The following is a 26,524-nucleotide window of genomic DNA, read 5'->3' on the forward strand; positions in this document are numbered from 1 at the left end:
CGCTATCTTTGGAGCATGGCCGATACAGACACGGAACAGTCGGGGGTTCACCCTGAGGAGTTCGGCTCTGCCCAGGTGGATGCTGCAGCTCTCCGGGACGCAGAGCTGGGCGATATCGATTGGTCCATACCCCCCGAGGGCTCAGTGCGCAGCAGCATCCAAGTTCCCAGCGGCAGCCTGGCGGCTCTGGCCCTGGGGAATCCCGACAATCCCGCCATTGTGATGGTTCCCGGCGCCACGGGTTCCAAAGAGGATTTTGTGCTGATGATGCCCGATCTCGCCGCTGCCGGCTACTTCGTGCTGAGTTACGACTTGGCCGGGCAGTACGAGTCCGCGTCCGCGGGGCCGGAAAATCTGGTTCCGCCGAGAAAACACTATGACTATCAGCTCTTCGTCGATGATTTCCTGGCCGTCCTGGAATCCACGGCAGCTCCCGTTCACGTCGTGGCGTATTCGTTCGCGGCCATCGTTGCCCAGCTTGCCTACGTGCAGCGCCCGGAACTGTTTCGGTCCCTCACGCTGCAGAGCTGCCCGCCCCAGCCTGGCCCCAGCTTCAGGGGTGTAAGCCGCATCGGCCGTTTCAGCACCTGGGTGAATGGCAGGATCGGCGGTGCCCTCCTGATCTGGGGCATCCGCAGCGGAAGATTCGTACATGTCCCGCCCGGGCGGCGAAAGTTCGTCAACGACCGCTTCCGCTTCACGCGCCGGCGATCCGTCGGGGACATCTACACCCTCATGCAAGAGGCGCCGGACCTGCGCGGCATCCTGGCCGAGGCATCCATTCCCAAGTTTGTTGCGGTCGGCGAGCACGATCTGTGGCCGCTCCGGCTGCACAGGCTCTTTGCCCAAGCCATCCAGGCACGGATAGGCGTCTACCGGGGAGGCCACAGCCCTTGCGAAACTTCACCCCACCAGTTCAGCCGGGACCTGATCGACCTTTATGCCAAAGCAAACCAGCTGTCTCAACAGGACGAGTGACGCCCCCGCCGCCACAGAAGACGGTCCCTCCGGCGGCGCAGGGGCGGCTCATGCCCGGCCGCAGGCCGGTAGGAAATGTCCGGATCGTCGTGAACCAGGGCATTGTCCCGGATGGCGGAGGTATGGAGAGCGGCCCAGAGCTCGCGGCTCAGGGCAAAGTTGCAGCTGTATACGGCGATGATGTCCACCCTGTCAGGCGTGCCCTTCACTTCGGGCCCACGGGCGATATCCTGACCGAATGCTGATCGATATCACCGCCCCGGACGGCCCGGCCGAAGCAATACTCGCGCGGCCATCGACGGGCGAAGGGCCGTTTCCCGGTGTCCTCTTCTACATGGACGCCTTCGGGCTGCGCGCCCGGATCGAGGACATGGCGCAACGGATCGCGGACTGGGGATACATCGTACTGGCTCCCAATGTCTTCTATCGGGAGGGAACTGTCGCCCAACTCAACTCCGGCATCGACATGACCACCCCGGCCGGACGCAAGGCCGCCGGGGAACTCGCCTTCCCGCGGATAGGACGGCTCACCACCCAGCGGGCACTTCCGGATATCGATGCGTGGCTTGCCGCCCTTAACAGGATTGACGGAGTGTCCCCGGGACCCATGGGTACGACGGGCTATTGCATGGGTGCCCGCCTGGCCGTCCGCACTGCTGCAGCCCATCCGGAAAGGATCGCCGCCTGCGGGGGATTCCACGGGGGCGGACTGGCGACGGACGCCCCGGACAGCCCGCACCTCGGCCTCGCGCGCGCCAGTGCGCGCTTCGTGTTCGGTCACGCGGACAACGACCGGAGCATGGACCGGGATGCTGTTGCGCGGCTGGGCGAGGCGTTGGCGGCAGCCGGCCTGCCGGCGTCGAACGAAGTCTATTCCGGCGCGGCCCACGGCTACACCATGGCCGATTCGGCGGCTTATAACGAAGCCGCCACCGAGCGTCACTTCCGAGAGCTGCGCGAACTATTTGATGGTGAGCTGAAGGGCTGAGCTGACTCAAGAGCTGAGCTGGGCGCGGGATTTCGCCCGGGCGCCAGCGGAACGCCGCAGTCCTGTCCCGGAATCTGGCTTCCGACCGCTTACTTGGTCCGCGGATCCGTCGCAGAAGCAAATTGCCGTTTCAGACTGGCCGTAACCGTGGATTCAGAAACTTTCCTTGAAAAGTTTCCGAGCGCTCCCCCATCGCCTCAAAATGTCAGACCCCCCTTTGATAATTAGTTCATGGCAAGCGAAGCGGCAGCAGGGGCATTCGAGGCGATCGACGCCGCCCTTGCCGTTCTCCGCGCCGAGGTAGCCAACGCCGGGGCAGCCCGTACCGTTCGCGGACAGGCAACCAACGATCCCCTCGCCGCCATCGCCGACGACTGCCTGGACATTCTGGCGGGCGCAGCCCGGACCGAGGCGCGCCTCGCAGCACTGAAAGCCGAAGCGGCGGCCACCTACGCGGATTCAGCGCGGTCCATCGCGCCGCCGGACATGCCGGTCCAGGCGCAGGAAATGTCTATCGCCGCGGAAATCGGCTGCGTTCTGGCCATCGGAGACCAGGCCGCGGACGCGTTGTTGGCGCAGTCCTACGCACTGGCAACTTCCCTGCCACTGACCTTGGAAGCACTCAAAGCGGGCACAATATCCTGGCAGCACGCACGGGTGATGGTGGACGAAGCCTCCACGCTGGCCCCTGACGCCGCGGCCGCATTGGAAGCGCACTTTCTTGACCCGGAGACACCGCAGCCCGCCCGCGGTTGCCCCGCCGGCGAAATGCCCGCCTACCGTTTCCGGCGGAAGGCGCGGGGCTGGCGCGAACGGAACCACCCGGACAGCATCGAACAACGCCACGCCAGGGGTGCTGCTGACAGGTGTCTCGAGTTCGCCCCGGAGCAGGACGGCATGGCCCGCCTCTCCGCCTACCTCCCGGCAGACAAGGCCTCGGCCATCTGGAACCGCTTCACCGCCATCGCCCGAGGCCTTCAGGGGCCCAACGAGGAGCGCACACTCACCCAACTTCGGGCTGACCTTTTCGCCGCCACGGCCCTCCGCGGGGGCAGCGGCTGCACTGGCTGCACCGGCGGATCCCCTGAAACGCACGACGCCGGGTCCCCACCGCAGGGTCTCGCGGACAGTCCCGCTCCCCGAGCCCAAGTCCTGGTGACAGTTCCGGTGTTCTCGCTCCTGGGCGCCACGGACGAGCCCGCCATGCTGGACGGCTACGGCCCCATTCCGGCATCTTTGGCACGGGATCTTGTAGCCAACGGCGCAGATTCCTTCTACCGGGTCCTCGTGGATCCCCGGGACGGAGCGCCGCTGGAAATCGGCCGCACCAGTTATCGGCTCACCAAGGCCATGCGAAGATGGCTCCGGTTGCGGGACGGAAAGTGTCCATTCCCCGGCTGCAGCAATCATTCTCTGGACAACGAGGCAGACCACCTGCTCGCCTGGCATCACGGCGGGACCACCGGAATCAGCAACCTGGGTCAGCCATGCCCGAAGCACCACCGGCTCCGGCATACCAGCCGTTGGCGGCCAACGCCTGCGACGAAGAATGAACCGCCCGGCTGGATTTCCCCGGCAGGGCGAAAATACAAAAGTGAGCACCAGGACTGGGAGCCGCCAGCGCTGCCCCACCCACTGAAAGCGCGCGCCGGCACCCTGCACGGTTCAAGCCCCTTCGCCGCCATGCCCGTAAGCAGCGGAACAGTGGATTACTTCCGTCTGCCGCCGTCCATCGGCGAGAGCAGCCTGGCGGAGTATCTCGCCGCGCGGTGAGTCAACATGATCGGTCTCGAAAGCGCGCGGCACGAGCGCTCCTATCCGCCTGCCCAAGAGCCGAAGTTGCCGCCTCCCCTATTGCGTTCATCGTCATCTTTGCCGCACCGCCGACAGCGTTTATAGACGACCCCGTCTTCGGCATGTTCGAGATGCCACTCGTGCCTTATGTTGAGCTTGCACAGGAGAGCTTGAATCATGGCGCCTCCATTCACTCTGCAGCGCTCCGATATCACGATCATGCTCTTCGTCGGCTTCCATGGCAACGCGCAGTTATCTCTTCGGCGGGACTTTCACCTGCGTAACCCGGTCCCGGACCGTCCATACGAGTGGCTGGTGGCGCACAGTCGCATGGGGACAGTGCCAGTTGCTGCAGTGCGCGGGAATGGACAGATATTGCGGATCCGGGCTTCCCGGCCAGGTGACGTCCACCTTCTGGTACACCACCGAACTGGCGCAGAGCGCACAGACTTCACTCATTGAATTCGTTCCCCTGCAGGTCCCCGCTCTACATGACGCACCATTGGACTCCCTTGAGGTGAATCGTTGGTCCCCGTCCGGCATAGACGTTGCATCGCGGAGGTAAACAACAGGTGACGCCGCACCTCGCAGATCAGCCGGATGGCAATGGCAGGCAGGCCTCGGGCACGTTTACCGCCAATTCATCTTGGTGCCGGACGATGTAGCACGCTGCGGCACGTACCCGGTCAGCGACGGCCAGCCGGCCAACCCTCATAAAGGCAAACCTCGCATAAGAAAGGGGTTCCGGAGTGCTGCGCTTTCCCGAGATCCTCCCTGCCCTGAAAACCAGCACGGGCCGCTTCACGCTCACGCCATTCAGCACACTTGATGTCGAGCCCCTCGCGCGCATCCTGGGCAACGATGACATCTGGGCACAGGGTTTCGGCGACGGGGAAAGCCGGCCCGCAAACCCTGCCGAACTCAACTCATATATCCATCGCCGCTTCGCAGGACTGCCGATCTTCGCGATCTACTACACGGGCTTGCCCGGGGGCCCGCTGTTCGCCGGCACCACGGGCGTGACAGAAGTCACCGAGCAGTATGACCGGGTGAAAGTCGGCCGCACCGTCATCAACCCTGCGTTCTGGGGCACAGGTGCAAACCATGAGGTGAAAACCGCTGTCTTCGACTGGCTGTTCGCCATGGGCGCGGGCCGCCTGGAATGCGATGTCGACCCGAGAAACGAGCGTTCCATTCGTTCCCTCATCCGTTTTGGATTTACCGTGGAGGGCACCCGCCGGCGCTCCTCGCCGCGGGCCAACGGGACGTGGCGTGACATCGTGGTCCTGTCCCTCCTCGTGGAGGAATGGCCGGAAACCAGGCAACGGGCGGTTCACGCCCTGGACGGGAGAACCGGCTGGCAGGTCCCCGTGTGAGATTCCGATCTAACTGGACCATTCGGCGAAAGTTGATCCAACTGTTCCGGGAACTTTTGGATCAACGCGTTGGGCCTCTGTTCCAACCTAGTTGGCCCTTTTCTCAGAGCCGAATGGCGCCAGCGGCTGGTCGCTAGTCCTGAGGCCGGGAGCGCAAGTAACGAGGCACCCACGAGACCGATCGCGCATCGGGCCGCGATATGTCGCAACAGAGACGTCGATTTGCGCCCCTGCTGCGTTTATCGGACGCCTTTCGTCCCGTAGTTTCCGGACGTGTGGGCGGCGGAACCGTTAATCGCCTTGCTTCCCGATCGGCGTACCGCGTTGGTGGGCGGCGGGCCCATCCGGAGCCTTCCCGAGTGCTGGCCGGTCCGTCGGACCGTCTGGATGCCCAGTGAAAAGACACCCCTGCGCGGTGATCATTTGAAGCATGCGACCCGGGATCAGAACCAGTGCGTGAAGCAGCACTTGCCGAGGCGACTGACTCTGGCGTGGCCCTTTTCACTATGGATGCCGGCGGTCCACTATCGCCAACGGGAGGAACTGCTCGGCTCGTCGAACGAGAAGCAAGCGGTCGACAGGAGGGGCCAGAGGACGCAGTTGCTGCCTATGTGGACGAAGTGAAATCTCGCGTAAGTACGGCTCTTAGAAACTATGGATCCGAAGATTCAGCCAGAAGGGCCCTTAAGAAGGAGCCCCGAGAGGGATCCGCGATCCGAGCGCTCCACTACCTCTATTGCGCTCAGGTTCGGTTGGGCTCCGGACCGGAAGTGGTCGACGGACCTCTCAAGTCGATCATCAATTACCACCATCACACTGAACTCCTAGCTGCCGTGTTTTGTCGGGAATGGGACTACGAGTACCCTTGGCACCGCAGTTCTGTGTTTGTGGAAGCCCACCACTTTTCATTGGATTATGGTCAGTGCTGCCTAACTGACTGCTAAGTTATGCAGATGAGTTCGCTTGTCCCGGTCGGCGGCCAGCAATGACTGGATCGCCAATGAAGCGCCGCTACCCTTCCCTTGCTCTATCAAAGCCGAGTGAGTCGATCTGGCGAGACTACGAATGCGTACACGGGCGGGAGGTCATCCTCGATGAGTTGGAAACAATTGCCACTGATGCCGAGGGGTGGACTGGACCCCTACCCCAAAAGGAAATAGAGGTTCGTCTGGGTGAACTTGACGCTGTCATAGAACGCGCACGGTTTGGTGAACTAGTCGAAGGCGAGGAGCTGAAACCAGTCAGCGCGGATCCTGAGCTGTGGGAAATAAGAGCCCGTATGAACGGCAAACAGGTTCGGATCTACCATGCGGAGCCGCAAATCTATGTGAACCTAATGGTTGGCCTGAGAGCTCACTTCAAGTGGGTGGATGGCACCCAGGGCGAGATCGACAAGGTGCAGAACACTGAGATTAGCCGTGCAACGAAAAGGTTCCATGACGGCCAAGAGAGGGAATGGCGGTGCGTCGACCCCGAAGCTGAGCCGTGTCCTCTCGATAGCCCCTGTTGACCCCCTTGGGGGTAGGAATATAGACTCGAATCTATGGGACAGCTAATCGAACGTTTAAAAAATCGTCTGGGGGTGGACTCGGACTCCAAGGAAATGCGACGGGCGAAGGTCCTAGCTTCCAACGATTTGGAGTTCCTTGCCAACCTGGTTGATCTCCGGCGTAGTCAAAATATCAGCCAGTCAGAGTTGGCTGAAAAGCTTGGCATATCTCAAGCTACGGTTGCCGCTTTTGAGCGATCGGATAATGACCCAAAGCTTTCGACCATTCGCCGTTACGCCCACGGCGTTGGTGCGCTTATCGTTCACAAGGTTGCCTTAGATGAAGGACAGTTGATGAGTGATTCGGTCACGGAATGGGACTCAGCTCGCGCCCGTCGGTCCGAGTTCACACGTGTCGGCTCCGCAGTGTGCACCTTAAGCGTCGACCATTCGATCCTGTTCAGCCCGCCTGCCATTCGTTTCGCTGCTGCTGAGTCCAAGAAGTCCGATTTCGCCCCAATGGCATGACAGCGCAAGCTGCGCCCCTGGTCATCACCTCCGCCGCTCACCTACTGGACTTCGTCGAGCTCACTAGGATCGTGACTTACGAGCTGCACGGAGTTAGGCGGGAAGGAAGCGAAGAGACGGACATCCAAATATCTGTAGAAGAACGGCACGACGAAACTTTTCTAGAACCACGCTTCCGGATGGTTGTAAGCGACGCGCATGCGACCTATATCGCCGATGTCTCGACACAGTATCAAATCTCTCAGGCTGTTGGACTTTCAAAGCCCGTCGTAAAAGAGTTTATAGAGAGGGTCGCAATCATGGCAGCTTTCCCATTCATAAGAGAATCTATCGCCACTACAGCGGCTCGGATGGAGCTTCCAGTCCCGGTTCTTGGACTGCTGCGCGCGGGCTCGTTCTCACTAGATGAAGGCGACACTTAAAGCCGCCGCGGTCAATCCTTGATAGGTCCGCCACCTTTTCCTTGACGGCTTCGGCATCGCCCAACGGTGCTTTCACCGCCAGTTGGTGCCCATAACCATCACAAAGCTAGTGCTTTCTGATGGAAGCTGCACTGCCGATCCCGGGCCGAGGTGGTGCCATAGATGGCTGCCCAGCCGTTGATGCCGCAGGTCTCGTACTCGCTGCCGGAATGCTTGATGGGCGTCGCAAACGTCCCTTCGGAGTTCGCTCCGTTTCCCGAGACTGCCCAATGTCGCCGTCATTGGCCGAGTGGGCGTACGAGCTGGCGTACTCCCTAAGCTTGGGCCAGGGACGCCGTCCTTTCTGACGATCGCTACGTGTTCCGGACCGGCTGCCAGCAGCGAAGTCATCGAAACAGCCAAGCGAGTAGTAGGCGAAGCGAGCTGGCCCGTCTATGAGCTGGTCGCCCGCGAGATGGCCCCCGATCCGTCGCTCTTGCGAGAGCGGTTCCCCTATTCTGCGGACGTACGTCAGCCGTTGTCCCCGGCCGTGCCAGTTCTCGTCGGCGCTCACCAATTGAACATCACCCGGAACCTCCCTGTCGGTCTGCTCATCGTAAGCTATCCCGCCGGGATCAAAGCCCTGCGCCGACACCCAGGTCTAGGCTTTCTAAGCCGCGGTGAGGGGGTAGTACAAGACTAAAATGAAGTAGCATCCTCCGTACCCGCCGCCGTCCTTAGAACAAGGGACCATCCGGCAACACATCCAGGCACATTACTCGCTATCCCCTGAGAGCTCTGGGAACGATGTCACACGCCGCAACTAGACTCGCCCTATGGTGCAGGAGCTACGTAATGACGATACGGGCCGCTACCTCGTGACCACTGCCACGGGCAGCCATTATTTGCTCGACATGACGACTAGAACCGTATCGCGGCAAATGGCCGCAACTGCGCCACTGGTCGACTATCTCGACGCGGGGTTTTCGGAGCTCCGTCGCGACGGGGAATCACTTCAACTGCTCCTCCTCGAGTCGTGCGCCGTCGGAACATCCGCCCGTTTCTGGATTCAGGTCCGCGACGACCATATCGTCACGCTCAGAACTACCTCACCCGTGGTGGGCATCGTTGCCCTGAAAACATTGGAAGCGTGACCTGTGGACTCCATGCTGATCCCTACGCTCCACCCCTCCACCGGAGCGGACCGTGATCAGGGGTACCCGCGAATCACAAACAGTTAATCAGGCAGTTTGTGCCGGCTGTGGCTTTTTCATGGTGAGGAGCTGTTCGTGTTCTACGGGTGTGCTGTAACCCAGGGCCGAGTGCAGACGGGCGCGGTTGTAGAATTGGAATGACAGGATGTAGCCGAGGGCAAGGGGAAGGTCCGCCATGTTGAGTGCCTGCCGGGGCAGGCGCCGAGAACTGTCCCGTGCTGACTATGAGGCGATCCCCGCATCAAGGCGGCCGGCATCAGTCGACCCCAAGGATCGGAAGGTTCAGATTGCTGCGGCCCGGGCCAGGGTCACCCTCGACAGATTGACTCGCGACGAGACACCTGAATGGATCATCGCCTTGTCCAAGGAAAGTCCGGAGTAAGATTTTGCAGTGGCCTCGTCTCCGGTGCGAGAAAGTGCCAAAAGCGATGCTTAGGGAATTCGAGGCTATGAGTTGAACTGCGTGCCGCCGAAGTTCTTAGGCCCAAACTCGTCATGGACTTTCTGCCATGCCCCGTCCAATGGTTCGTTCAGATCCGCTGGCATGGGCGTGCCTACGTCGGCAACGTAGACCTCGAGCAGGGTCGGCGCCCACTCGCTGGCCGAGACCGTCACAGGCGCTGTAAACAAATCTTCCGGAAGGTCCAGAACTCCTTCCACGACGAGGCGCTCCAGGAAGTGGAGTGTCTCCACCGCGGCCACCATCTCACTACACACAGTCTTTGTTGCGTTCAGCAACATCTCCTCAGCACTGATACCACTCGCGTAGGACCGGCGGACTTCATCTTCATGCAGTAGGTGTCCATACAGCCATGCACCAGCAACCTCCTTGTTCGACATGCTCGCCTCTGAGCGCGCCGCCTTGGGCCGGCCGTCAGGGTAGTCAGGGTCGGCAATCCTGAACTTGGCCCTGAGATCTTCGACCTCCTTCCGGTAAGCGGGCGACGCGGCCACCAACTCGGAAAGGCCGCTAAGGACCTTGTCATAATGCACTCCATCGTCTTTCAAAAAGAGCGGGCGAACCCGTGCCGCAGCAGACTCCACCTGCTCCGTCGGAAGCAACGGAGCAGGCTTCATCTCCACCGACCTCTCACCAGTCTTGGTGTTTACGATGAGGTTGAACGTCATGGTCCATGCGGCATATTTTTCGAGGGCCAGTTTGTCCTGGGCCAGGGAGTGCTCCTGGACCAGGCGTGCGCGCAGCACGAACCGCGAAATGATTCGAAGAGCCGCCGCTGACCTAGCCTCTCTTGACATGCCCTGTCCCCCTCTGCACTGAATCACGAATCCTTGAATACCGATGGGCGACAATCTTCCCGGTTGACTCCTGCTGCTTCGAGCTGGGGTAACGCATTAGCCTCCCAGCGCCCGAAGGTAGCGCCCTTCCAGGTAGTTCTCATGAGTGCGCCTGAATCTACCAGCGGTACCCTTGATGCTCCCGCCCCACATCAACGTTGCGAAGCCACCGATGCCTGCGAAGGCGAGGCAGAAAGGCATGGCAGGCTTTCCCCAGCCAGGCATGATGCCGTCGGGAAGGAAGGTAGCGAAGGCGGCGTAGAGGAGGACTACGCCGCAAAATCCTAGAACGACCCAGTATGTTACCGCCGCATGTCGTTTGGCCTTCGCGCTTGCTGCTTTGCGCAAAGTCTCAGCTTTGGACTCGAGGGCCACAACTCGAGCTTCCAGTGTTGTCGAGCGGTCCTCTGCCGCTAGCTTGGCCGCATGCTCGGATGCGAGGGACCATTCGCTCTCTCGAAGGGATTCTTCGACATTTTCCAGCGCCGCTTGTGTCTTGCTCGCCGCCTGGGAGGCGATGTCGCGCTCACGCTCGGTCGTAGCCAGGATGTTTGCCCTAACCTTGTCCAAGATCTCTGCCACGGTCGCAGCCGTCACCTGGTCGGCATCTCCCATTGTCCGGTCCATGAGACTACGCTGAGCTTCGGTCGAGTAGCGCAGCAGCATCAGGTCATTTTCGGATGCTTTCCCCCGTCGCCCCAGTCGGTCAATCTCTTCAAGGTAACGGTCCCAAATCCGGCCACCGGGTTCAAGGGCAGCGAAGCAGTCGGCAAGAATTTGGCGTCGAGGCAGTGTTGGTGCAGCTTGCGGCTTCTTGAGCCAAACGAGAGTAGCAAGGTGGTGATCTGTCAGCACGGGAGGCCAACCATGATCGCCTTCTTCTCTGGCGAAAAACAGGCGACCAACTCGCGCAAGGCCTCCGTTGGTGGTGACCAGTAGTGCGCGACATGTTTCCAAGCGAGAACTGCTTCGTCCGCCACGAAGGCGGTGAACAGCCGTGAGACTGTCCAGGTCATTCAAAAGTGTGTCCCGACTTGAATAAGTGATGCTTGCATCCATTACTTCTTCTAAGGCCAACTCATCCACTGTCAGCTCGGCAGTTGGTGAGGGACGTTCTCGGATCGTCAATCCTAGGGCAGCGACATCTTCCTCGAGACGCTGTGACAGCAGGAGAATGTCACTGCCACTGAACCCTTCGCTGGCAAAATATGCATCCGTCGCCCGGCGGTGGCTTCCATGAAATCCTCCCTGCAAGGCTTTCGCCGCAGACCGGTCCAAGATCCCCCTAACTTCGCTCACGCTATGTGTAAAGCACGCGAGCTCGGCTCCCGCAGCTCGCGATAGTGCGAGAAGGTCTTGGGCAGCTGCCTTTGCATCCTCTCCCTCGTAACCCAATGCCTTCAGAAGGACAGGAGCATCGAAATACAGTGTCGTCCTGTCGAACCTCTTGCCGAGTTCGCTGTTATTCGGGAGGTAAAGGGAAACTGCGAGCATGCTCCCTTTGACGACCGTTTCGAGGTGCTCGAAGGATGCCGGCATACTACTCACGACGTCACTTATGAATGAGTTGACGATGTATTCCGTGTCGGGGCTGGACCGAGGAGCGGGGCGCGAACCATACGGCGCGCCTTTCATTACGGAGCCCAGAATGGGAACCGAGTGTTCCTCGATGTAATTCAGCAGTGCATCTTCAGCGTCTTCCACACTAAAGATCCGCCTAAACCGGTTCGCCGCATATGTGACAAGTTCATTGACGAGAGCGGACTGCTTCCTCAGATAATCGGCTTTCTGCCGATTCAAGTCCCGGATGTCGTCAAACTTTGTTGGATCGGCGATGAAGCTGCCGTTTTCGCGTCGGCCATACTGCTTGTGGGCAGCCCTGCGGCTAAGGGTCGTGAGGACGCCCTCCGGTACGTCTATCCCAAATCGTTCCCTGATGTGCAGCTTGGCCTCAGCTGGCGTAATTGGCCCGCTTGCTCCCTTAGCTGCGTCCAAGAAAAACGGTAGGAAGTTGTCGACGTAGCTTTCTTGGGAGTAATCCCAGTTTGATTTGATGATAGCGAGGCTAGCCAGAAGCGAATTACTGGTTGTCATCATTGCCCTCACTTAGCGACCACATCCTCAGTCGCAAAAGTTCCCCAATAGGCGCACAAGTGTCCCTTAACCCTCTTTCGGCGGTCTAGATTGACCGCAACTCAGATCAGAATTAACTATTTGTCCCAATGAACAGTGCTGGAACGCCTGACAACCTCCACGCCCCGTCACGGCAGGGGCCTTCGTTAGGCGTGCTTCGCTGCGGGAAAGTTTGGGAATTGTCAGCAGCCAGGTCGGCGTTGACACCGGGTTGTTATTCCCGGCGCCAACAACGACACCAGTCACTTTCGAAGGACTTCCGAATTGCTCGGCTTCCGACCGCCAATCTGACAATTTTCTCCCGAAGTCGGAAGGACATCCCGGGAAGTGCTACCGCTAATACCGTGGCGGGCTCAGCTAGCTTGAAACATTGGGTCAACTACAATGAAACAGGCTCAAGTAGCTTGGAACCTCACACCCCGCCTAAAAACGTTCGCGTCGGGGGGACCCACAACCAGCCAGCTAGAAGTCCCAGTCCTCGTCTTCGGTGTTGACGGCCTTGCCGATCACGTAGGACGAACCTGACCCGGAGAAGAAGTCGTGGTTCTCGTCCGCGTTCGGGGACAGTGCCGAAAGGATCGCTGGGTTCACGTCCGTGACGGAGGCCGGGAACATCGCCTCGTAGCCCAGGTTCATCAGGGCCTTGTTGGCGTTGTAGTGCAGGAACTTCTTCACGTCCTCGGCCAGGCCCACGCCGTCGTAGAGATCGTGGGTGTACTGGACCTCGTTCTCGTACAGCTCGAAGAGCAGTTCGAACGTGTAGTCCTTGATCTCCTGCTTGCGCTCCTCCGACAGGCCTTCGAGGCCCTTCTGGAACTTGTAGCCAATGTAGTAGCCGTGGACGGCCTCGTCGCGGATGATCAGGCGGATCAGGTCAGCGGTGTTCGTCAGCTTGGCGCGCGAGGACCAGTACATCGGCAGGTAGAAGCCAGAGTAAAAGAGGAAGCTCTCCAGCAGCGTGGAGGCGACCTTGCGCTTCAGGGGATCGTCGCCCTGGTAGTAGTCCATGACGATCTGCGCCTTCTTCTGAAGGTTCGCGTTCTCGGTGGACCAGCGGAACGCCTCGTCGATCTCCTTGGTGGAAGCCAGCGTGGAGAAGATGGACGAGTAGCTCTTGGCGTGCACCGACTCCATGAAGGCGATGTTCGTGTACACGGCCTCCTCGTGCGGAGTCAGCGCGTCCGGGATCAGGGAGACGGCGCCGACGGTGCCCTGGATGGTGTCCAGCAGGGTCAGCCCGGTGAAGACGCGCATGGTGAGCTGCTGCTCGGCCGGCGTCAGCGTGTTCCACGACTGGACGTCGTTGGACAGGGGCACCTTCTCCGGCAGCCAGAAGTTGTTGACCAGGCGGTTCCAGACGTCAACGTCCTTCTCGTCCTGGATCCGGTTCCAGTTGATGGCCTCGACGTGGCTAAGCAGCTTGACCTTTTCGGTCATGTCATCCCCTAAGAAGTTGGGTGGGTTTCTCTAAGTTAAAGCGTACGACGGCGGGCGGGCACCCGCCGTCGTACTGGCACCTTTAGTTGAAGCTACAACATGCAGCTGACGCAGCCCTCAACCTCGGTCCCTTCCAGCGCGAGCTGGCGGAGACGGATGTAGTAGATCGTCTTGATGCCCTTCTTCCAGGCGTAGATCTGGGCCTTGTTGATGTCGCGCGTGGTGGCCGTGTCCTTGAAGAACAGTGTCAGGGACAGGCCCTGGTCCACGTGCTGGGTGGCGGCGGCGTAGGTGTCGATGACCTTCTCGTAGCCGATCTCGTACGCGTCCTGGTAGTACTCCAGGTTGTCGTTGGTGAGGTACGGCGCCGGGTAGTACACGCGGCCCAGCTTGCCTTCCTTGCGGATCTCGATCTTGGACGCCACCGGGTGAATCGAGGAGGTGGAGTTGTTGATGTAGGAGATCGAGCCCGTGGGCGGAACAGCCTGCAGGTTCTGGTTGTAGATGCCGTGCTCCATGACGGACGCCTTCAGTGCACGCCAGTCTTCCTGCGTGGGGATGTGGACATCCTTGAAGAGCTCGCGGACTTTCTCGGTCTGCGGCACCCACTCCTGCTCCGTGTACTTGTCGAAGAACTCGCCGGAGGCGTACTTGGACTTCTCGAAGCCGCCGAACGTCTGGCCGGTCTCGATGGACAGCAGGTTCGACGCGCGGATGGCGTGGTACACCACTGTGTAGAAGTAGATGTTGGTGAAGTCCAGGCCCTCTTCGGAACCGTAGTGGACCCGCTCGCGGGCCAGGTAGCCGTGCAGGTTCATCTGTCCCAGGCCAATGGCATGGCTCTGATCGTTGCCGCGGGCGATGGACGGCACCGAGGTGATGTTGGACATGTCGGACACGGCCGAGAGTGACCGGATGGCCGTCTCGATGGTCAAGCCGAAGTTGGGGCTGTCCATGGTCTTCGCAATGTTCAGCGAGCCCAGGTTGCAGGAGATATCCTTGCCCGTCTCGTCGTAGGACAGGTCATCGTGGTACGTGGTGGGCTGGGAAACCTGGAGGATCTCCGAGCACAGGTTGGACATGATGATCTTGCCGTCGATCGGGTTTTCCCGGTTCACGGTGTCCTCGAACATGATGTACGGGTAGCCGGACTCGAACTGGATCTCGGCGAGGGTCTGGAAGAACTCGCGGGCCTTGATCTTGGTCTTCTTGATCCGGGAATCGTCCACCATCTCGTAGTACTTCTCGGTGACCGAGACGTCGGAGAACGGCATGCCGTAGACGCGCTCGACGTCGTAGGGCGAGAAGAGGTACATGTCCTCGTCCTTCTTGGCCAGCTCGAACGTGATGTCCGGGATGACGACGCCCAGGGAGAGGGTCTTGATGCGGATCTTCTCGTCCGCATTCTCGCGCTTGGTGTCCAGGAAGCGGTAGATGTCCGGGTGGTGAGCATGCAGGTACACCGCACCGGCACCCTGGCGCGCACCGAGCTGGTTGGCGTAGGAGAAGCTGTCTTCGAGGAGCTTCATGACGGGGATGACGCCGGAGGACTGGTTCTCGATCTGCTTGATGGGAGCACCCACCTCACGGATGTTGGTCAGCGCGAATGCCACGCCGCCGCCGCGCTTGGACAGCTGCAGGGCGGAGTTGATGGAGCGGCCGATCGACTCCATGTTGTCCTCGATGCGGAGCAGGAAGCAGGAGACCAGCTCGCCCCGCTGCTTCTTGCCCGCGTTCAGGAACGTTGGCGTGGCCGGCTGGAAGCGGCCTTCGATGATCTCGTCCACCATCTGCAGGGCGAGCTGCTCGTTACCGCGGGCCAGGTGCAGTGCCACCATGCAGACGCGGTCCTCGTAGCGCTCCAGGAAGCGCTTTCCGTCGAACGTCTTCAGCGTGTATGAGGTGTAGAACTTGAACGCGCCCAGGAAGGTCTCAAAGCGGAACTTCTTCTTGTAGGCGCGGTTGAACAGCTCACGGATGAAGTTCATCGTGTACTGGTCCAGCGTCTCGCGCTCGTAGTACTGGTTCTTCACCAGGTAGTCGAGCTTCTCCTCCAGGTCATGGAAGAAGACGGTGTTGTTGTTAACGTGCTGCAGGAAGTACTGGTGCGCAGCTTCCCGGTCAGCTTCGAACTGGATTTCGCCGTTGGGACCGTACAGGTTCAGCATGGCGTTCAGCTCGTGGTAGCCCAGGCCCTTGTAGGCGGCGGGCATCTCGGGCTTCTGGGCCCTGGTTACTTCTGTTTCTGCGACAGTCGTGTCCAAAACGTGTCCAATCCTTGGTTGACCCGGGTGACGTCTTCCGGCGTTCCCATAAGTTCGAATCTGTAAAGGTGGGGTACCTGGCACTTGGCGGCAATGATGTCCGCCGCCAGGCAGTAGTTGTCCCCGAAGTTTGTGTTGCCGGCCCCGATGACACCCCGCAGCAGCTGCCTGTTCTTCGGGTTGTTCAGGAACCGGATGACCTGCTTGGGAACGGATCCTTCTCCTCCGGTGCCGCCGTACGTAGGCACCACCAGGACGTAGGGTCTGGTGGCCAGGAGTGGTGCATCCTTCGCATACAGCGGGATCCGGGCAACCTCACGGCCAAGCTTCGAAACGAAGCGGCTGGTGTTCTCGGATGTGGAGGAAAAGTAGATCAGCTGGCTGTCCGTGACAGCCGGCCGCGGAAGGTCTTCGGGGGAAGCCGGCGAAGCCACCGCTGCGCGCTGAGCCGCGTGCGGATGGCTGGTCCTGCGTGAATGCTGTGCTGTTGGTGCTGCCATGGGAGCCACCTCAGCTGGTTGGTACGTTGCCGGCAATAAGTGCTGGTCCTTAGGCCACCGAGGAAACGGAGGCCTGCGCCAGTTCTTCGATCTTGTCCGGACGGAAGCCTGACCAGTGGTCCTGGTCGGTGACAACAACGGGGGCCTGCATGTAGCCCAAATCCTTCAGGCGGGCCAGGGCCTCTGCGTCCTGAGAGATGTCAACGCTCTGGTACGTGATGCCCTTCTTATCGAGCGCCCGGTACGTCGCGTTGCACTGAACACAAGCAGGCTTGGTGTAAACCGTTACGGTCATTGTTCCCTGTCCCCTTAGTCGAAATCCTCGCTGGCCCGGTGTCCCGGCCCAAGCTGTATGTAGATACTACATGTAGTGCAGACGCCTCTTTGGAACCCCAAGATGATGTATTACAAGTATGTCATTTAATGCACTTTTAATCCACAGGCAGAGGCTCTAAAAATCTCCGGAATCCCGGGTTTTTTCGCGCCGCCATCCACATGCTGTGGACGACTTAGCCACAAATAACCATCCCGCGTGTCGCGAAAACTGCGGCGTGTCGCCCGCCGGGCGGCGGCAACGAAAAGGGTCCTTCATCACTACATGTAGTGATGAAGGACCCTTACCCAGCGGCCAGGATCCCGGGCCGGCAGCCCGCTGCCTGTTTGTGGGACCAGCTGCCTGTTTGTGGGACCAGCTGCCTGTTTGTGGGACCAGCTGCCTGTTTGTGGGACCAAGCTTCCTCCTGCGGAGCCCGAATGCCCCCTGCTATCTGGCTGAGGGGTTGAGCCTGGCGATCCCCGCGGACAGGATCGTGGCGAATCCGCACCATGCAGCGTAGGGCGCAAGCGAAACACCCGCAGCCCGGTTCAGCCGGTAGGTGCGCCGCACCAGATCCGCGCTGCTGGCTGTGAGCACCGCTGCCTCGGCGGCTCCCAGCCATGGCCGGCGGGAGCGCCAGAAGAACCAGCTCCACGAAGCGTTGAGGACCAGGTTCGCGGCGAGTGCCCTGCGGTAGGCCCGCAACTCCGTTCGCAGGTCTTGTCCGCCCGTACCAGCGCCACCTGTTCCAGCGCCACCTGCCCCAGCGCCACCTGTTCCAGCCCGGCCCTCCTCAGCGGCCCGGTCCAGGGCCGCGGCGGACGCCACAGCCAGGTCGGCGTACAAAACCGTCCACACGATCGGAAAGGCAAGGGCCGGCGGTTGCCAGTCCGGTTTTCGCAGCCCGATGTACCAGCTGCTCCGGGGGTCCGTAGCCGCGGCGCCGGCAGCGGCAGTGGCCACCGTTGCCGCCGTCGTCCATGCCAGTGTCGTGAGTTTCATGCCTGCCCACTTTCCTTCCCTGGAAACCAGGGTCCCTGCACCCAGGCCGAACCTACAGCTGCGCTTCCCTGCGGTCCAGCACGATCTGCTGCACATCCAGGTAGCCCGACTGGAAGCCGGCCCGCGAGTAGCAGAGGTAGAACAGCCACATCCGCTGGAACACGGCGTCGAACCCCAACTCGCCGACCTCGCGGGAGCGGGAAAGGAACCGTTCCTCCCACAGCCGCAGGGTAGCGGCGTAGTGGTCCCCCATACCCATCCGCTCCCGGACCCGCAGTGTGGTGTGCTGCTGGGTCACGGACTCGATGGCCCGAACGGAGGGCAGGAAGCCGCCGGGGAAGATGTACTTGTGCACCCATGTGTAGGCGTTACGGGTGGCCAGCATGCGCCCGTGCGGCATGGTGATGGCCTGGATGGCCACCTTCCCCCCGGGCGCAAGGACGCGGTCGATGGTTTGGAAGTAGATCGGCCAGTACTCATAGCCCACGGCTTCAATCATCTCCACGGATACCACGGCGTCGTACTCGCCCTCCACCGCACGATAGTCCTGCAGCGCCACGGTCACACGGTCGGCGTACCCGGCGGCGGCTATCCGTTCCTGCGCCAGCGCCTGCTGCTCGCTGGACAGCGTCACGCTGTATACCGTCGCCCCGCGTGCCGCCGCGCGCAGCGACAACTCGCCCCAGCCGGTTCCGATCTCCAGCACCCGGCTCCCGGAAGCCACACCCGCTTTGTCCAGCAGCCGGTCAATCTTGTCCTGCTGCGCCCCGGCAAGCGCATCCCAGCCCACGGATTCCAGCGGACCCGCCGACATCGGGAACAGCGCCGAGGAATAGCTCATCGTGTCGTCAAGGAAGTTCGCGAAGAGGTCGTTGGAAAGGTCGTAGTGGCGCGAGATGTTGCTGCGGGTGTTCTGCTCGGCGTTCCGTTCAGTCCGTGGCGTGCGCGGCAGGTACAGCGAGCGCAGCTTCTGCAGCGGCACCGGGATCAGGGTGTCCACGGCCGCGGCGAACACCTCCAGGACGCCCGCCAGGTCGCTCGCTTCCCAGTCTCCCGCCATGAAGGACTCCCCGAGCCCGATCAGCCCGTTGTCCCCGATCCGTGCCTCGAACGCCCCCGGCCGCCGCATGGTCATCACGGGGGCGTCCGGTCCGCCGGTTCCCAGGACAGTCCCGTCGGGGTATTCCACCCTCAGGGGCAGCCGCTTCACAGCGCCTTTGAAAAGCGCGCCGGCGGCCCTTCCTGCGATCAATGCCTTGGCGCCCGACGGCGGTGCGGCCACTCCCGGCCAAAGGTCAGGATCGATAGTGGCGGGCGACGCCGGCACCCGGGTAGCGCTCCCGGCCTTACGGGCAGGGGCGGTTCCGCTGTTGTCCGTCATTGTCATTGAACTGCCTCCTGTGATGGGTGGTGTGGCCTGGCAACGACGGGCAGGCGTCGTGCCCAGAGTTTAATGCCCTGCACCCGGATGAGTGCGGATACCAGCAGCGGCGCGGCCGGAACGGCCAGGGCCGCTGCGAGGATGTTGCGGACGGTGGCCGGCCGCCGCCTGCCGTCCATCGTGGCAATGAACGGCCGGTGCCCTTCGCGGTCCAGCACGATTGACACAGCCAGCCTTTCGTCCGGCGCCGGCAGTTTCATCCGGTACTGGCCGGACACATCGTTGAACGGAGAGACGTAGAAGGCCTTGGGCACTGCTGCGCGGCCGGACTGGTCGGTCCGCAGCAGGTAGCAGTGGCGTTCACCGTAGGTGTTGTGGACCTCCGCCACCACGCACTCCAGCCCGCCCCCGGCCCGATAGCACCAGAACAGCGTGAGCGGGTTGAAGACGTAACCAAAGACCCGGGCGCTGGCCAGCATGTGGATGGGGCCGCCGTCGGGCGTTATTGCCTGGCTGCGCAGGAAGCGCTCCACGTTGGCGCGGATCGTGGCGTCCGGGGCACCCAGGTGGTCCGCAGCATGGAAGCCGGCGAGCGGCCGCAGCAGCCATGGCAGCCGGGGCAGGTGGTCCACGTCCACGAACCAGCTGTAGCTGCGGTAGGTGAAGGCGTTCTTCAGCGGGCTGTGCCGCACGTGCGAGATGCAGGTGCGGTAGATCGCGGGTTTCATGCCGGCTCTCCGGCGGCCAACAGGTCCCGCTCGCCCGGCATGGGAATGTCCGCGGGCCCCGCAGGCACCGCCGACCACGTACGCCCCAGCTTCTCTGCGGCCCGGACGCCGGAGAGTGCGCCGTCCTCGTGGAATCCCCAGCCGAGGTAAGCGCCGGCGAAAGCGGTCCGCGGGTCTGCGAGCGCGGCGATGGCCTGCTGTGCCTTGAGGGATTCGGGCGTGTACTGGGGGTGTTCGTACACCATTCGTTCCAGGACGGTGCCCGGGTGGATCAGGTCCGATTCGCCCAGGCTGACCAAGTAGCGCCGGCCGTCCGCCGGTTCCAGCCGCTGGAGGCGGGTGAGGTCGTAGCTGACCAGGACCTTGTCAGGGCGGGCGTCGCAGGACGGCAGCCGGTAGTTCCAGGAGGCCTTGGCGTTGTCGGTGGCGGGCAGCACCGCCGTGTCCTGGTGGAAGACGGTGTGGTTCACCGAATACGGCATCCCGGCGAGCGCTTCCTGCTCAGCCGGGGTGGCGTCCGCCAGGAACCGGAGCGCCTGGCCGGGATGGGTAGCGATCACGACCGCCTCAAAGTCCTCGCTGATCCCGTTGGAGCTGATCTCCACCCTCAGGGCGTGCCTGCGGATGGCGGTGACGGGGGTGTTGATCCGGATGTCGGGCAGCGTGGCTGCGAGCTTCTCCACATACCGGGCGGATCCGCCGGTGACCGTGCGCCACTGCGGCGAGCCCTTGATGCCCAGCATCCCGTGGTGACCCAGGAAGGTGAACAGGTAGCGGGCCGGGTAGGCCAGTGCCGTGCCGGGATCGCAGGACCACACAGCGCTCACCACCGGGGTCATGAAGTGCGAGATGAAGTAGGGGCTGAACTTCTCCCGCGCCAGGAATTCGCCCAGCGTCAGTTCGGGCACCTCGACTTCGTCGCTGACGGCCGACGGCGGCGCCGTCCTGAGCAATTCCCTCGCCTTCCGGTAGAACCGGGTTACTTCGAGCAGCATGAGCAGGTAGCGTCCGCGCAGCAGGGTGGACGGCCGGGGAATGATGCCGCGGGCACCATCGCGGGCTCCCGCGTATTCGAGCCCGCAGCCGTCGCAGCGGATGGACATGCTCATCTCGGAGTCCTGGGTTTCCACGCCCAGCTCGGCAAACAGGCGCAACAGGGTGGGATAGGTCCGCTCGTTGTGGACGATGAACCCAGTGTCAACGCCCAGGGTACCGCCGCCCGGCTGCGGCATGTCGTGCGTGTGCGCGTGCCCGCCCAAGCGCGCGTCCGCTTCAAAAACTGTGACGTCATCATGCCGGTTGAGGACGTACGCCGCGGTCAGGCCGGCCACGCCGCTGCCGATGACCGCCACCCGGCGGCGGCCGATACTTCCTGCTGGGATTGCTGACAAGGGATGCTCCTCTGCTGAACATTGCCTCTGGGACGGGTATACAGAGGGCAATTCGGCGCAGCCGCCTGCCCGGATGGGCGGGATGGAAAGGTTCTTTGCCGCGGGTCCGCGGAGTAGGGTGGGCAGGTGGTAAATCCGGTACACCTCAAGACCCTCCTGGAGGTCACGCGGCAGGGCTCCTTCGCGGCCGCCGCGGCGACGCTCGGCTACACGGCGTCCGCCGTCTCGCAGCAGATGTCCGCGCTGGAACGGGACACCGGCGTGACCCTGTTCCAGCGGTCGGCGCGCAGCGTGGTTCCTACGGATGCCGCCGTCGTCATGACCCGGCACGCCGCCAAGGTGCTCACCGACATAGAGGCGCTGATGGCAGCCGCCTCCAAGACCCAGGACACTGCCAGCCAGGAACTACGGCTGGGTATCTTTCCCAGCCTGGCCACGTATGTCCTCCCCCGCATCCTGAAGAATCCGGCCTGGAAGGACCTGGGCATCGACCTGAAGGTGTCCGTCGCCGAGCCCGGCCAGACCATCCAGGGCCTGCGGACCGGCGGTGACCTGGACGTGGCCGTGGTGTTCCAGGTCGGCCAGACCGGATTCGCCTGGCCCAACACCATCAACCGGCAGTGGATCGGCGACGACGATTTCCGGGTGGTGCTCCCGGCCGGCTGGGGCTTCCGCAGCGATGCGAAGGTCGCAGCGGACCATCTGTCGGAGATGCCCTGGATCATGCACCACCCCGGGACCAGCGACGCCATGGTGATCGAGCGGCTGTTCGCCGGCTGCAACCTGCACCCGCGGGTGGTCGCGCACAGCGACGATTTCCACGCCAGCCTGGAAATGGCGGCAGCGGGCCTGGGCGCCGCCCTTGTTCCTGAGCTTGCGCTGCGGAACAAGCCCTCCGGCGTCGTGGTCCTGGACGTTCCGGAAATCCGGCTGGCGCGCAACGTCTTCGCCCTGCTGATCAACGACCGGAAGACCGCCCGCGTGCAGTTGTTCGTGGACCTCCTCGCCGAAACGCTGGCCGGCATGCGCACCGCCGTGAATTAGCCGCCAACGCTGGAATGCACCGGGCTTCGGGTCTATGTTGAGACTATGAACAAGGTAGCGAGCCAGCATTTTGGGGAGATCGAGCTCAACCACGGCCGGGAGCACTCCGTTGCCGCCAAGCACGAACTGCGCGGCCACCCGCTGGAACTCGACCTGAACATCGCCGCCCACGACCACTTCGACGAAGCCGCCCTCCGCAAGGTCGAATACCGCCTCCGCTTCCTGCCCGAGCTGGTGGACGAGGTCCGCGAGATGATTGCGGAGGAACTGGACCAGGAAGGCACCAGCCCCCAGGAATACCTGCACTTCCACTGCAACGCCCTCAAAGATGAGCACCTGCACAAGGTCTTCGGCGTCGAGGACCGCAGCCAGCTCACCAAGGACGTCTTCCTCAAGGCGCTCAAGCTGGGCCACGTGGGTATCTACCCCGGCCAGCCGGAACGCTACTTCGTCATGGACTTCACCCTCGGCGAGCACTTCACCGATGAGGTCCTGGTGGCCTCGGCCGACGAGGACGGCGTGGTGGACGACGAGATCCTCTGGGAATCCTGAGGAGTACCTAATGCACGACGGCGCCCCTCACCTTAGCGGTGGGGGCGCCGCTCACTGCGCTGCTACTCGGCGGCCTCCAGCAGTTCCGCGCGGACTGCCTGTGTGGCCTTGACCAGGTTGCGCAGCGACTCCTCGGTCTCGGCGTAGCCGCGGGTCTTCAGGCCACAGTCCGGGTTGACCCAGAGCTGTCGCGTCGGGACGTGCTTGACGGCGGTGCTGAGCAGTTCGGTGACTTCCTGCTCGCCGGGAACGCGCGGCGAGTGGATGTCGTACACGCCCGGGCCGACACCGCGGCCGAAGCCGTGGGACTCGAGGTCGTGCACAACCTCCATGCGGGAGCGCGCCGCCTCGATCGACGTCACGTCCGCGTCGAGCCCGTCGATCGCGTCGATGATCACGCCGAACTCCGAGTAGCAGAGGTGGGTGTGGATCTGGGTGGAGTCGGCTGCTCCGGCGGTGGCCAGGCGGAACGAGTCCACGGACCACTTCAGGTAATCGGCGTGGTCGGCCTTCCGCAGCGGGAGGAGTTCACGCAGCGCGGGCTCGTCCACCTGGATCACCTTGATGCCGGCGGCTTCGAGGTCCGCAATCTCGTCACGCAGTGCCAGGCCCACCTGGTTGGCGGTTTCGCGCAGCGGCTGGTCGTCGCGGACGAAGGACCAGGCCAGGATGGTGACGGGACCGGTGAGCATGCCCTTCATCGGCTTGCTGGTCAGGGACTGCGCGTATTCGGCCCATTTGACCGTGATGGGTGCGCTGCGGGTGACGTCGCCCCACAGGATGGACGGTCGGGTGCAGCGGGAACCGTAGGACTGGACCCAGCCGTGGACCGTCACGTCGAAGCCCTCGAGGTTCTCGGCGAAGTACTGGACCATGTCGTTGCGCTCGGGCTCTCCGTGCACCAGGACGTCGTAGCCCAACTCCTCCTGCAGGTCCACGACGCGCTTGATCTCGTCCTTCATGAGCTGCTCGTACTGCGCGTCATTCAGCTCGCCTTTGGTGTTCCGGGCGCGGGCGGAGCGGATCTCCGCCGTCTGCGGGAAGGACCCGATGGTGGTGGTGGGCAGCGGCGGCAGGTGCAATGCTTCCTGCTGCGCGGCTTCGCGGACCGCGTAGGCTGAGCGGCTGAAGTCGGCGGCGGTAAGGGTTTCCGTGCGGGCCCGGACGTCGGCGCGGCGGACGCCTTCGGCTGAGGCGCGGGAGGCAATGACGGATGTGGCTTCATCGATGGCGGCCTGCGCGGATGCAGGATCGGCCAGGTATGCGGCAAGGGTCCTGACCTCAGCGGCTTTCTGGTCGGAGAACGCCAGCCAGTTGCGGAGCTGGTCGGACAGCTCAGTCTCCTCTGCGACGTCATGCGGCACGTGCTGGGTGGAGGTGGAGGTGCTGACCGCCAGCTTGCCTGCCGCAGCCTTCAACGCGTCCAGTTTGGCAGCTGAAGCGGCGAGGTCGTTGCGCCAGATGTTGTGGCCGTCAACGACACCCGCAACCAAAGTCTTGCTGCCCAGTCCGGCGAGTGCCGCGGCGGAAGGGACGGCACCCTTGAAGACGTCAATGTGGAGGGCCTCGATGTTGGTGGCTGCGAGGGTGCCGAGCTGGCCGTCAAGCGAACCGTACGGGGTCGAAACGAGGATCTGCGGGCGGTTGGCTGCAGCGGTGAGGACCTCGTAGGCGCGGGCCACGGCTGCTTCGATCTCCGCGGCCGGGGTGTCCTGGTCAACTACGAGTGCGGGTTCGTCCACCTGGACCCAGCTGGCGCCGGCGGCGGCGAGTTTCTCGAGCAGCTGGACGTAGACAGGCAGGATGTCCTCGAGGCGGGACAGCGGGGCGAAGCCCGCCGGTGCCTCGTCGGTAGCCTTGGACAGCAGCAGGTAGGTGACCGGGCCCACGATGTACGGGCGGGTTTCGATGCCGTTCTCCAGGGCGAAGGTAAACTCGTCAACCTTGGCGGTGGAAGCCAGGGTGAAGGCGGTTTCGGGGCCGATCTCCGGAACCAGGTAGTGGTAATTCGTGTCGAACCACTTGGTCATTTCCAGCGGCTGCTGCTCCTTGGTGCCGCGGGCGAGGGTGAAGTACCCGTCGATGTCCAGCTGTCCTGCTTCGTTGAGGAGCTGGCCGAAGCGGGCCGGAACTGCTCCGACGTGCGCTGTGGTGTCCAGGACCTGATCGTAGTAGGAGAAGGTGCCGGGGACAGCGGCGGCCTCGGTCAGGCCGAGCTCCTGGAGACGCCTGGCAGTGGTGAGCTGTATGTCCTTGGCGGCGGCGTGCAGGGCAGCGGAGTCGATCCTGCCGGCCCAGTAGGCTTCAACGGCCTTCTTGAGTTCGCGGCGGCGGCCGATCCGGGGGTAGCCCAGGAGCGAAGCTGACGGGAACGGAGTGTTTTTGGGCGTGCTGAAGTCAGTCATGGTGATTCCTCGAATTCTTGGTGGTCTGCAGGCCTGGCAGGCTGGGCTCAGGCCTCGGGGCAGGTTCTCAGGGTGCGGGCCCCGGTGTCAGCTGGCGAGCCGGCGGCCCGCGGTGCGCGCGGCCGGGCGGCTGGGCCTGGGAAGGGCCAGCTTGTCCAGCACCTGGAGTGCACTCTGGTGTTCGTTGAAGGTGTACAGGTGGATGCCGGGTGCTCCCGCATCCAGTGCGGCATTGGCCAGGTCCACGGTGGCATTGACGCCGATGCGGAGCCTGTCCGCATCGGTGTCCGCCGCAGCCAGCCGCTCGGTGAGCTCTGCTGCCGGCTCCACCCCGGTCAGCTCGCCCAGCCGCTTCAGCCGGCGCAGGCTGGTCAACGGCATGACACCTGGAATGATCGGAATGGTGACCCCGGCACGGCGCGCCCGGGTCAGCAAGTCGGCGTACTGACCGGCATGGAAGAACACCTGCGTGATGGCAAAATCGGCGCCGGAACGCTGCTTCGCCAGCAACACCTCGACGTCGTGCGCTTCACTGGGCGACTCGGGATGGCGTGCGGGGTACGCCGCAACGCCCACCGCGATCTTGCCGGCGCAGAGGAGGGCCGAACGGCGCTGCTCGACACGGCGGATCAGGTCGATCAGGTCCTGGGCGTAGCGCAGGGAACCATCCCCCGGCGCGACGCCGTCCTTGGGCAGGTCGCCGCGCAGGGCCAGGATGCCCCGCACGCCGGTGTCCAGCAGCTGGCCAATGATCCCCGCGAGTTCCTGCGGCGTGTTCCCCACGCAGGTCAGGTGGGCGAGCGGCCGCAGGGTGGTCTCCAGCAGGAGCCGGTTGATCAGGTCAACGGCCGTGTCCCGGTTGGAGCCGCTGGCACCGTACGTCACGGAGACATAGTCCGGGCTGGTGGTTTCCAGTTCCCGGATGGTGGTCCACAGGGTCTCGGCCGCAGCGGGCGAACGGGGCGGAAAGAGCTCGTAGGACAGCGCAACGGGAGCGGCCGTCTCGGAGAGGGATGGATGTGTGTCAATAAGGCTTGGTGGCGACATTTGCGTCCTTGGCTTTGGGTCACTGGGGCCAGCTGCCCGAAGGCGGTGCCGGCCCGGCAATGAATTTGAGTTTGGGAACACGGAAAAGGAACTTCAACAGGGACGCAGCCGCGACTGTTACGCCTGGATTGAAGCTTTCCGTGAGCAAATGTCAGGCCCACATGGGGGCACCCACACCCTCCTGACCGGAGGATCGCTGACACGTTACCGCGGTAACTTGCCTACGACTCTATGGGCCAGGGGGGAAGCATTCAAGTCGG

22 protein-coding genes are annotated in these 26,524 nt (G+C 62.8%); 10 read left to right on the forward strand and 12 right to left on the reverse strand.

The features are described 5' to 3' along the window. Positions 1-15 precede the first annotated feature (15 nt). From ACIQC0_RS08555 to ACIQC0_RS08590, 8 genes are all read left to right on the forward strand, one after another. The gene (locus ACIQC0_RS08555; protein ID WP_400534222.1) at positions 16-978 is read left to right on the forward strand and encodes an alpha/beta fold hydrolase; all 963 of its coding nucleotides are present in this window, start codon (positions 16-18) and stop codon (positions 976-978) included. A 238-nt stretch (positions 979-1,216) separates the two neighbouring features. Beyond that, positions 1,217-1,966, forward strand: a complete 750-nt coding sequence (locus ACIQC0_RS08560; protein ID WP_377216052.1) for a dienelactone hydrolase family protein — start codon at positions 1,217-1,219, stop codon at positions 1,964-1,966. Between the two features lie 231 nt (positions 1,967-2,197). After that, complete coding sequence (locus ACIQC0_RS08565) at positions 2,198-3,739, forward strand: DUF222 domain-containing protein (protein WP_400534225.1); 1,542 nt, start codon at positions 2,198-2,200, stop codon at positions 3,737-3,739. 770 nt (positions 3,740-4,509) lie between these two features. Further along, positions 4,510-5,136 (forward strand): GNAT family N-acetyltransferase, encoded by a 627-nt coding sequence (locus ACIQC0_RS08570; RefSeq protein WP_400534228.1) that lies wholly within the window; start codon positions 4,510-4,512, stop codon positions 5,134-5,136. 1,000 nt (positions 5,137-6,136) lie between these two features. Beyond that, on the forward strand, positions 6,137-6,646 hold the full coding sequence (locus tag ACIQC0_RS08575; protein ID WP_400534231.1) for a hypothetical protein: 510 nt from the start codon (positions 6,137-6,139) through the stop codon (positions 6,644-6,646). 33 nt (positions 6,647-6,679) lie between these two features. After that, positions 6,680-7,153, forward strand: coding sequence for a helix-turn-helix domain-containing protein (locus ACIQC0_RS08580; RefSeq protein ID WP_400534234.1), 474 nt, complete (start codon positions 6,680-6,682; stop codon positions 7,151-7,153). A gap of 71 nt (positions 7,154-7,224) precedes the next feature. Beyond that, positions 7,225-7,575, forward strand: coding sequence for a hypothetical protein (locus ACIQC0_RS08585; protein WP_400534237.1), 351 nt, complete (start codon positions 7,225-7,227; stop codon positions 7,573-7,575). An 815-nt stretch (positions 7,576-8,390) separates the two neighbouring features. Further along, positions 8,391-8,708 (forward strand): hypothetical protein, encoded by a 318-nt coding sequence (locus ACIQC0_RS08590; protein ID WP_400534240.1) that lies wholly within the window; start codon positions 8,391-8,393, stop codon positions 8,706-8,708. A 507-nt stretch (positions 8,709-9,215) separates the two neighbouring features. Here the strand turns inward: ACIQC0_RS08590 and ACIQC0_RS08595 are convergent. The 10 genes from ACIQC0_RS08595 to ACIQC0_RS08640 all read right to left on the reverse strand — a co-directional run bounded on the left by ACIQC0_RS08595 (position 9,216) and on the right by ACIQC0_RS08640 (position 21,216). Further along, positions 9,216-9,896, reverse strand: a complete 681-nt coding sequence (locus tag ACIQC0_RS08595; RefSeq protein ID WP_400534243.1) for a hypothetical protein — start codon at positions 9,894-9,896, stop codon at positions 9,216-9,218. A gap of 225 nt (positions 9,897-10,121) precedes the next feature. Next, positions 10,122-12,161, reverse strand: a complete 2,040-nt coding sequence (locus ACIQC0_RS08600) for a hypothetical protein (protein ID WP_400534246.1) — start codon at positions 12,159-12,161, stop codon at positions 10,122-10,124. 498 nt (positions 12,162-12,659) lie between these two features. Further along, positions 12,660-13,634: a class 1b ribonucleoside-diphosphate reductase subunit beta gene (gene nrdF / locus ACIQC0_RS08605; RefSeq protein WP_377216049.1), complete on the reverse strand. Its 975-nt coding sequence runs from the start codon at positions 13,632-13,634 to the stop codon at positions 12,660-12,662. Positions 13,635-13,726: 92 nt separating this feature from the next. Further along, complete coding sequence (gene nrdE / locus ACIQC0_RS08610) at positions 13,727-15,847, reverse strand: class 1b ribonucleoside-diphosphate reductase subunit alpha (RefSeq protein WP_377216191.1); 2,121 nt, start codon at positions 15,845-15,847, stop codon at positions 13,727-13,729. Between the two features lie 20 nt (positions 15,848-15,867). Beyond that, positions 15,868-16,398 (reverse strand): class Ib ribonucleoside-diphosphate reductase assembly flavoprotein NrdI, encoded by a 531-nt coding sequence (nrdI, locus tag ACIQC0_RS08615; RefSeq protein WP_400534249.1) that lies wholly within the window; start codon positions 16,396-16,398, stop codon positions 15,868-15,870. A 49-nt stretch (positions 16,399-16,447) separates the two neighbouring features. Next, on the reverse strand, positions 16,448-16,693 hold the full coding sequence (gene nrdH, locus ACIQC0_RS08620) for a glutaredoxin-like protein NrdH (protein ID WP_377216047.1): 246 nt from the start codon (positions 16,691-16,693) through the stop codon (positions 16,448-16,450). A 468-nt stretch (positions 16,694-17,161) separates the two neighbouring features. Further along, complete coding sequence (locus tag ACIQC0_RS08625; protein ID WP_400534252.1) at positions 17,162-17,716, reverse strand: TspO/MBR family protein; 555 nt, start codon at positions 17,714-17,716, stop codon at positions 17,162-17,164. A gap of 52 nt (positions 17,717-17,768) precedes the next feature. Further along, the gene (locus ACIQC0_RS08630) at positions 17,769-19,103 is read right to left on the reverse strand and encodes a class I SAM-dependent methyltransferase (protein WP_400534255.1); all 1,335 of its coding nucleotides are present in this window, start codon (positions 19,101-19,103) and stop codon (positions 17,769-17,771) included. Next, positions 19,100-19,825, reverse strand: a complete 726-nt coding sequence (locus tag ACIQC0_RS08635) for a DUF1365 domain-containing protein (protein ID WP_400534257.1) — start codon at positions 19,823-19,825, stop codon at positions 19,100-19,102. The genes ACIQC0_RS08630 and ACIQC0_RS08635 overlap by 4 nt, the downstream gene beginning before the upstream one ends. After that, on the reverse strand, positions 19,822-21,216 hold the full coding sequence (locus ACIQC0_RS08640; RefSeq protein WP_400534260.1) for an NAD(P)/FAD-dependent oxidoreductase: 1,395 nt from the start codon (positions 21,214-21,216) through the stop codon (positions 19,822-19,824). The genes ACIQC0_RS08635 and ACIQC0_RS08640 overlap by 4 nt, the downstream gene beginning before the upstream one ends. A gap of 126 nt (positions 21,217-21,342) precedes the next feature. Here ACIQC0_RS08640 and ACIQC0_RS08645 point away from each other — a divergent pair, with 126 nt between their 5' ends. Beyond that, the gene (locus tag ACIQC0_RS08645; RefSeq protein ID WP_377216042.1) at positions 21,343-22,260 is read left to right on the forward strand and encodes a LysR family transcriptional regulator; all 918 of its coding nucleotides are present in this window, start codon (positions 21,343-21,345) and stop codon (positions 22,258-22,260) included. 45 nt (positions 22,261-22,305) lie between these two features. After that, complete coding sequence (locus ACIQC0_RS08650) at positions 22,306-22,812, forward strand: DUF2004 domain-containing protein (protein ID WP_377216041.1); 507 nt, start codon at positions 22,306-22,308, stop codon at positions 22,810-22,812. 62 nt (positions 22,813-22,874) lie between these two features. Here the strand turns inward: ACIQC0_RS08650 and metE are convergent, their stop codons facing one another. Then, the gene (metE, locus tag ACIQC0_RS08655; RefSeq protein WP_400534264.1) at positions 22,875-25,217 is read right to left on the reverse strand and encodes a 5-methyltetrahydropteroyltriglutamate--homocysteine S-methyltransferase; all 2,343 of its coding nucleotides are present in this window, start codon (positions 25,215-25,217) and stop codon (positions 22,875-22,877) included. A gap of 87 nt (positions 25,218-25,304) precedes the next feature. Beyond that, the gene (locus tag ACIQC0_RS08660; RefSeq protein ID WP_377216039.1) at positions 25,305-26,264 is read right to left on the reverse strand and encodes a methylenetetrahydrofolate reductase; all 960 of its coding nucleotides are present in this window, start codon (positions 26,262-26,264) and stop codon (positions 25,305-25,307) included. Positions 26,265-26,524: the final 260 nt, after the last annotated feature.

The sequence above is a fragment of the Pseudarthrobacter sp. NPDC092419 genome, assembly GCF_044755045.1.
In the GTDB taxonomy this organism is placed as follows: Bacteria; Actinomycetota; Actinomycetes; order Actinomycetales; family Micrococcaceae; genus Arthrobacter.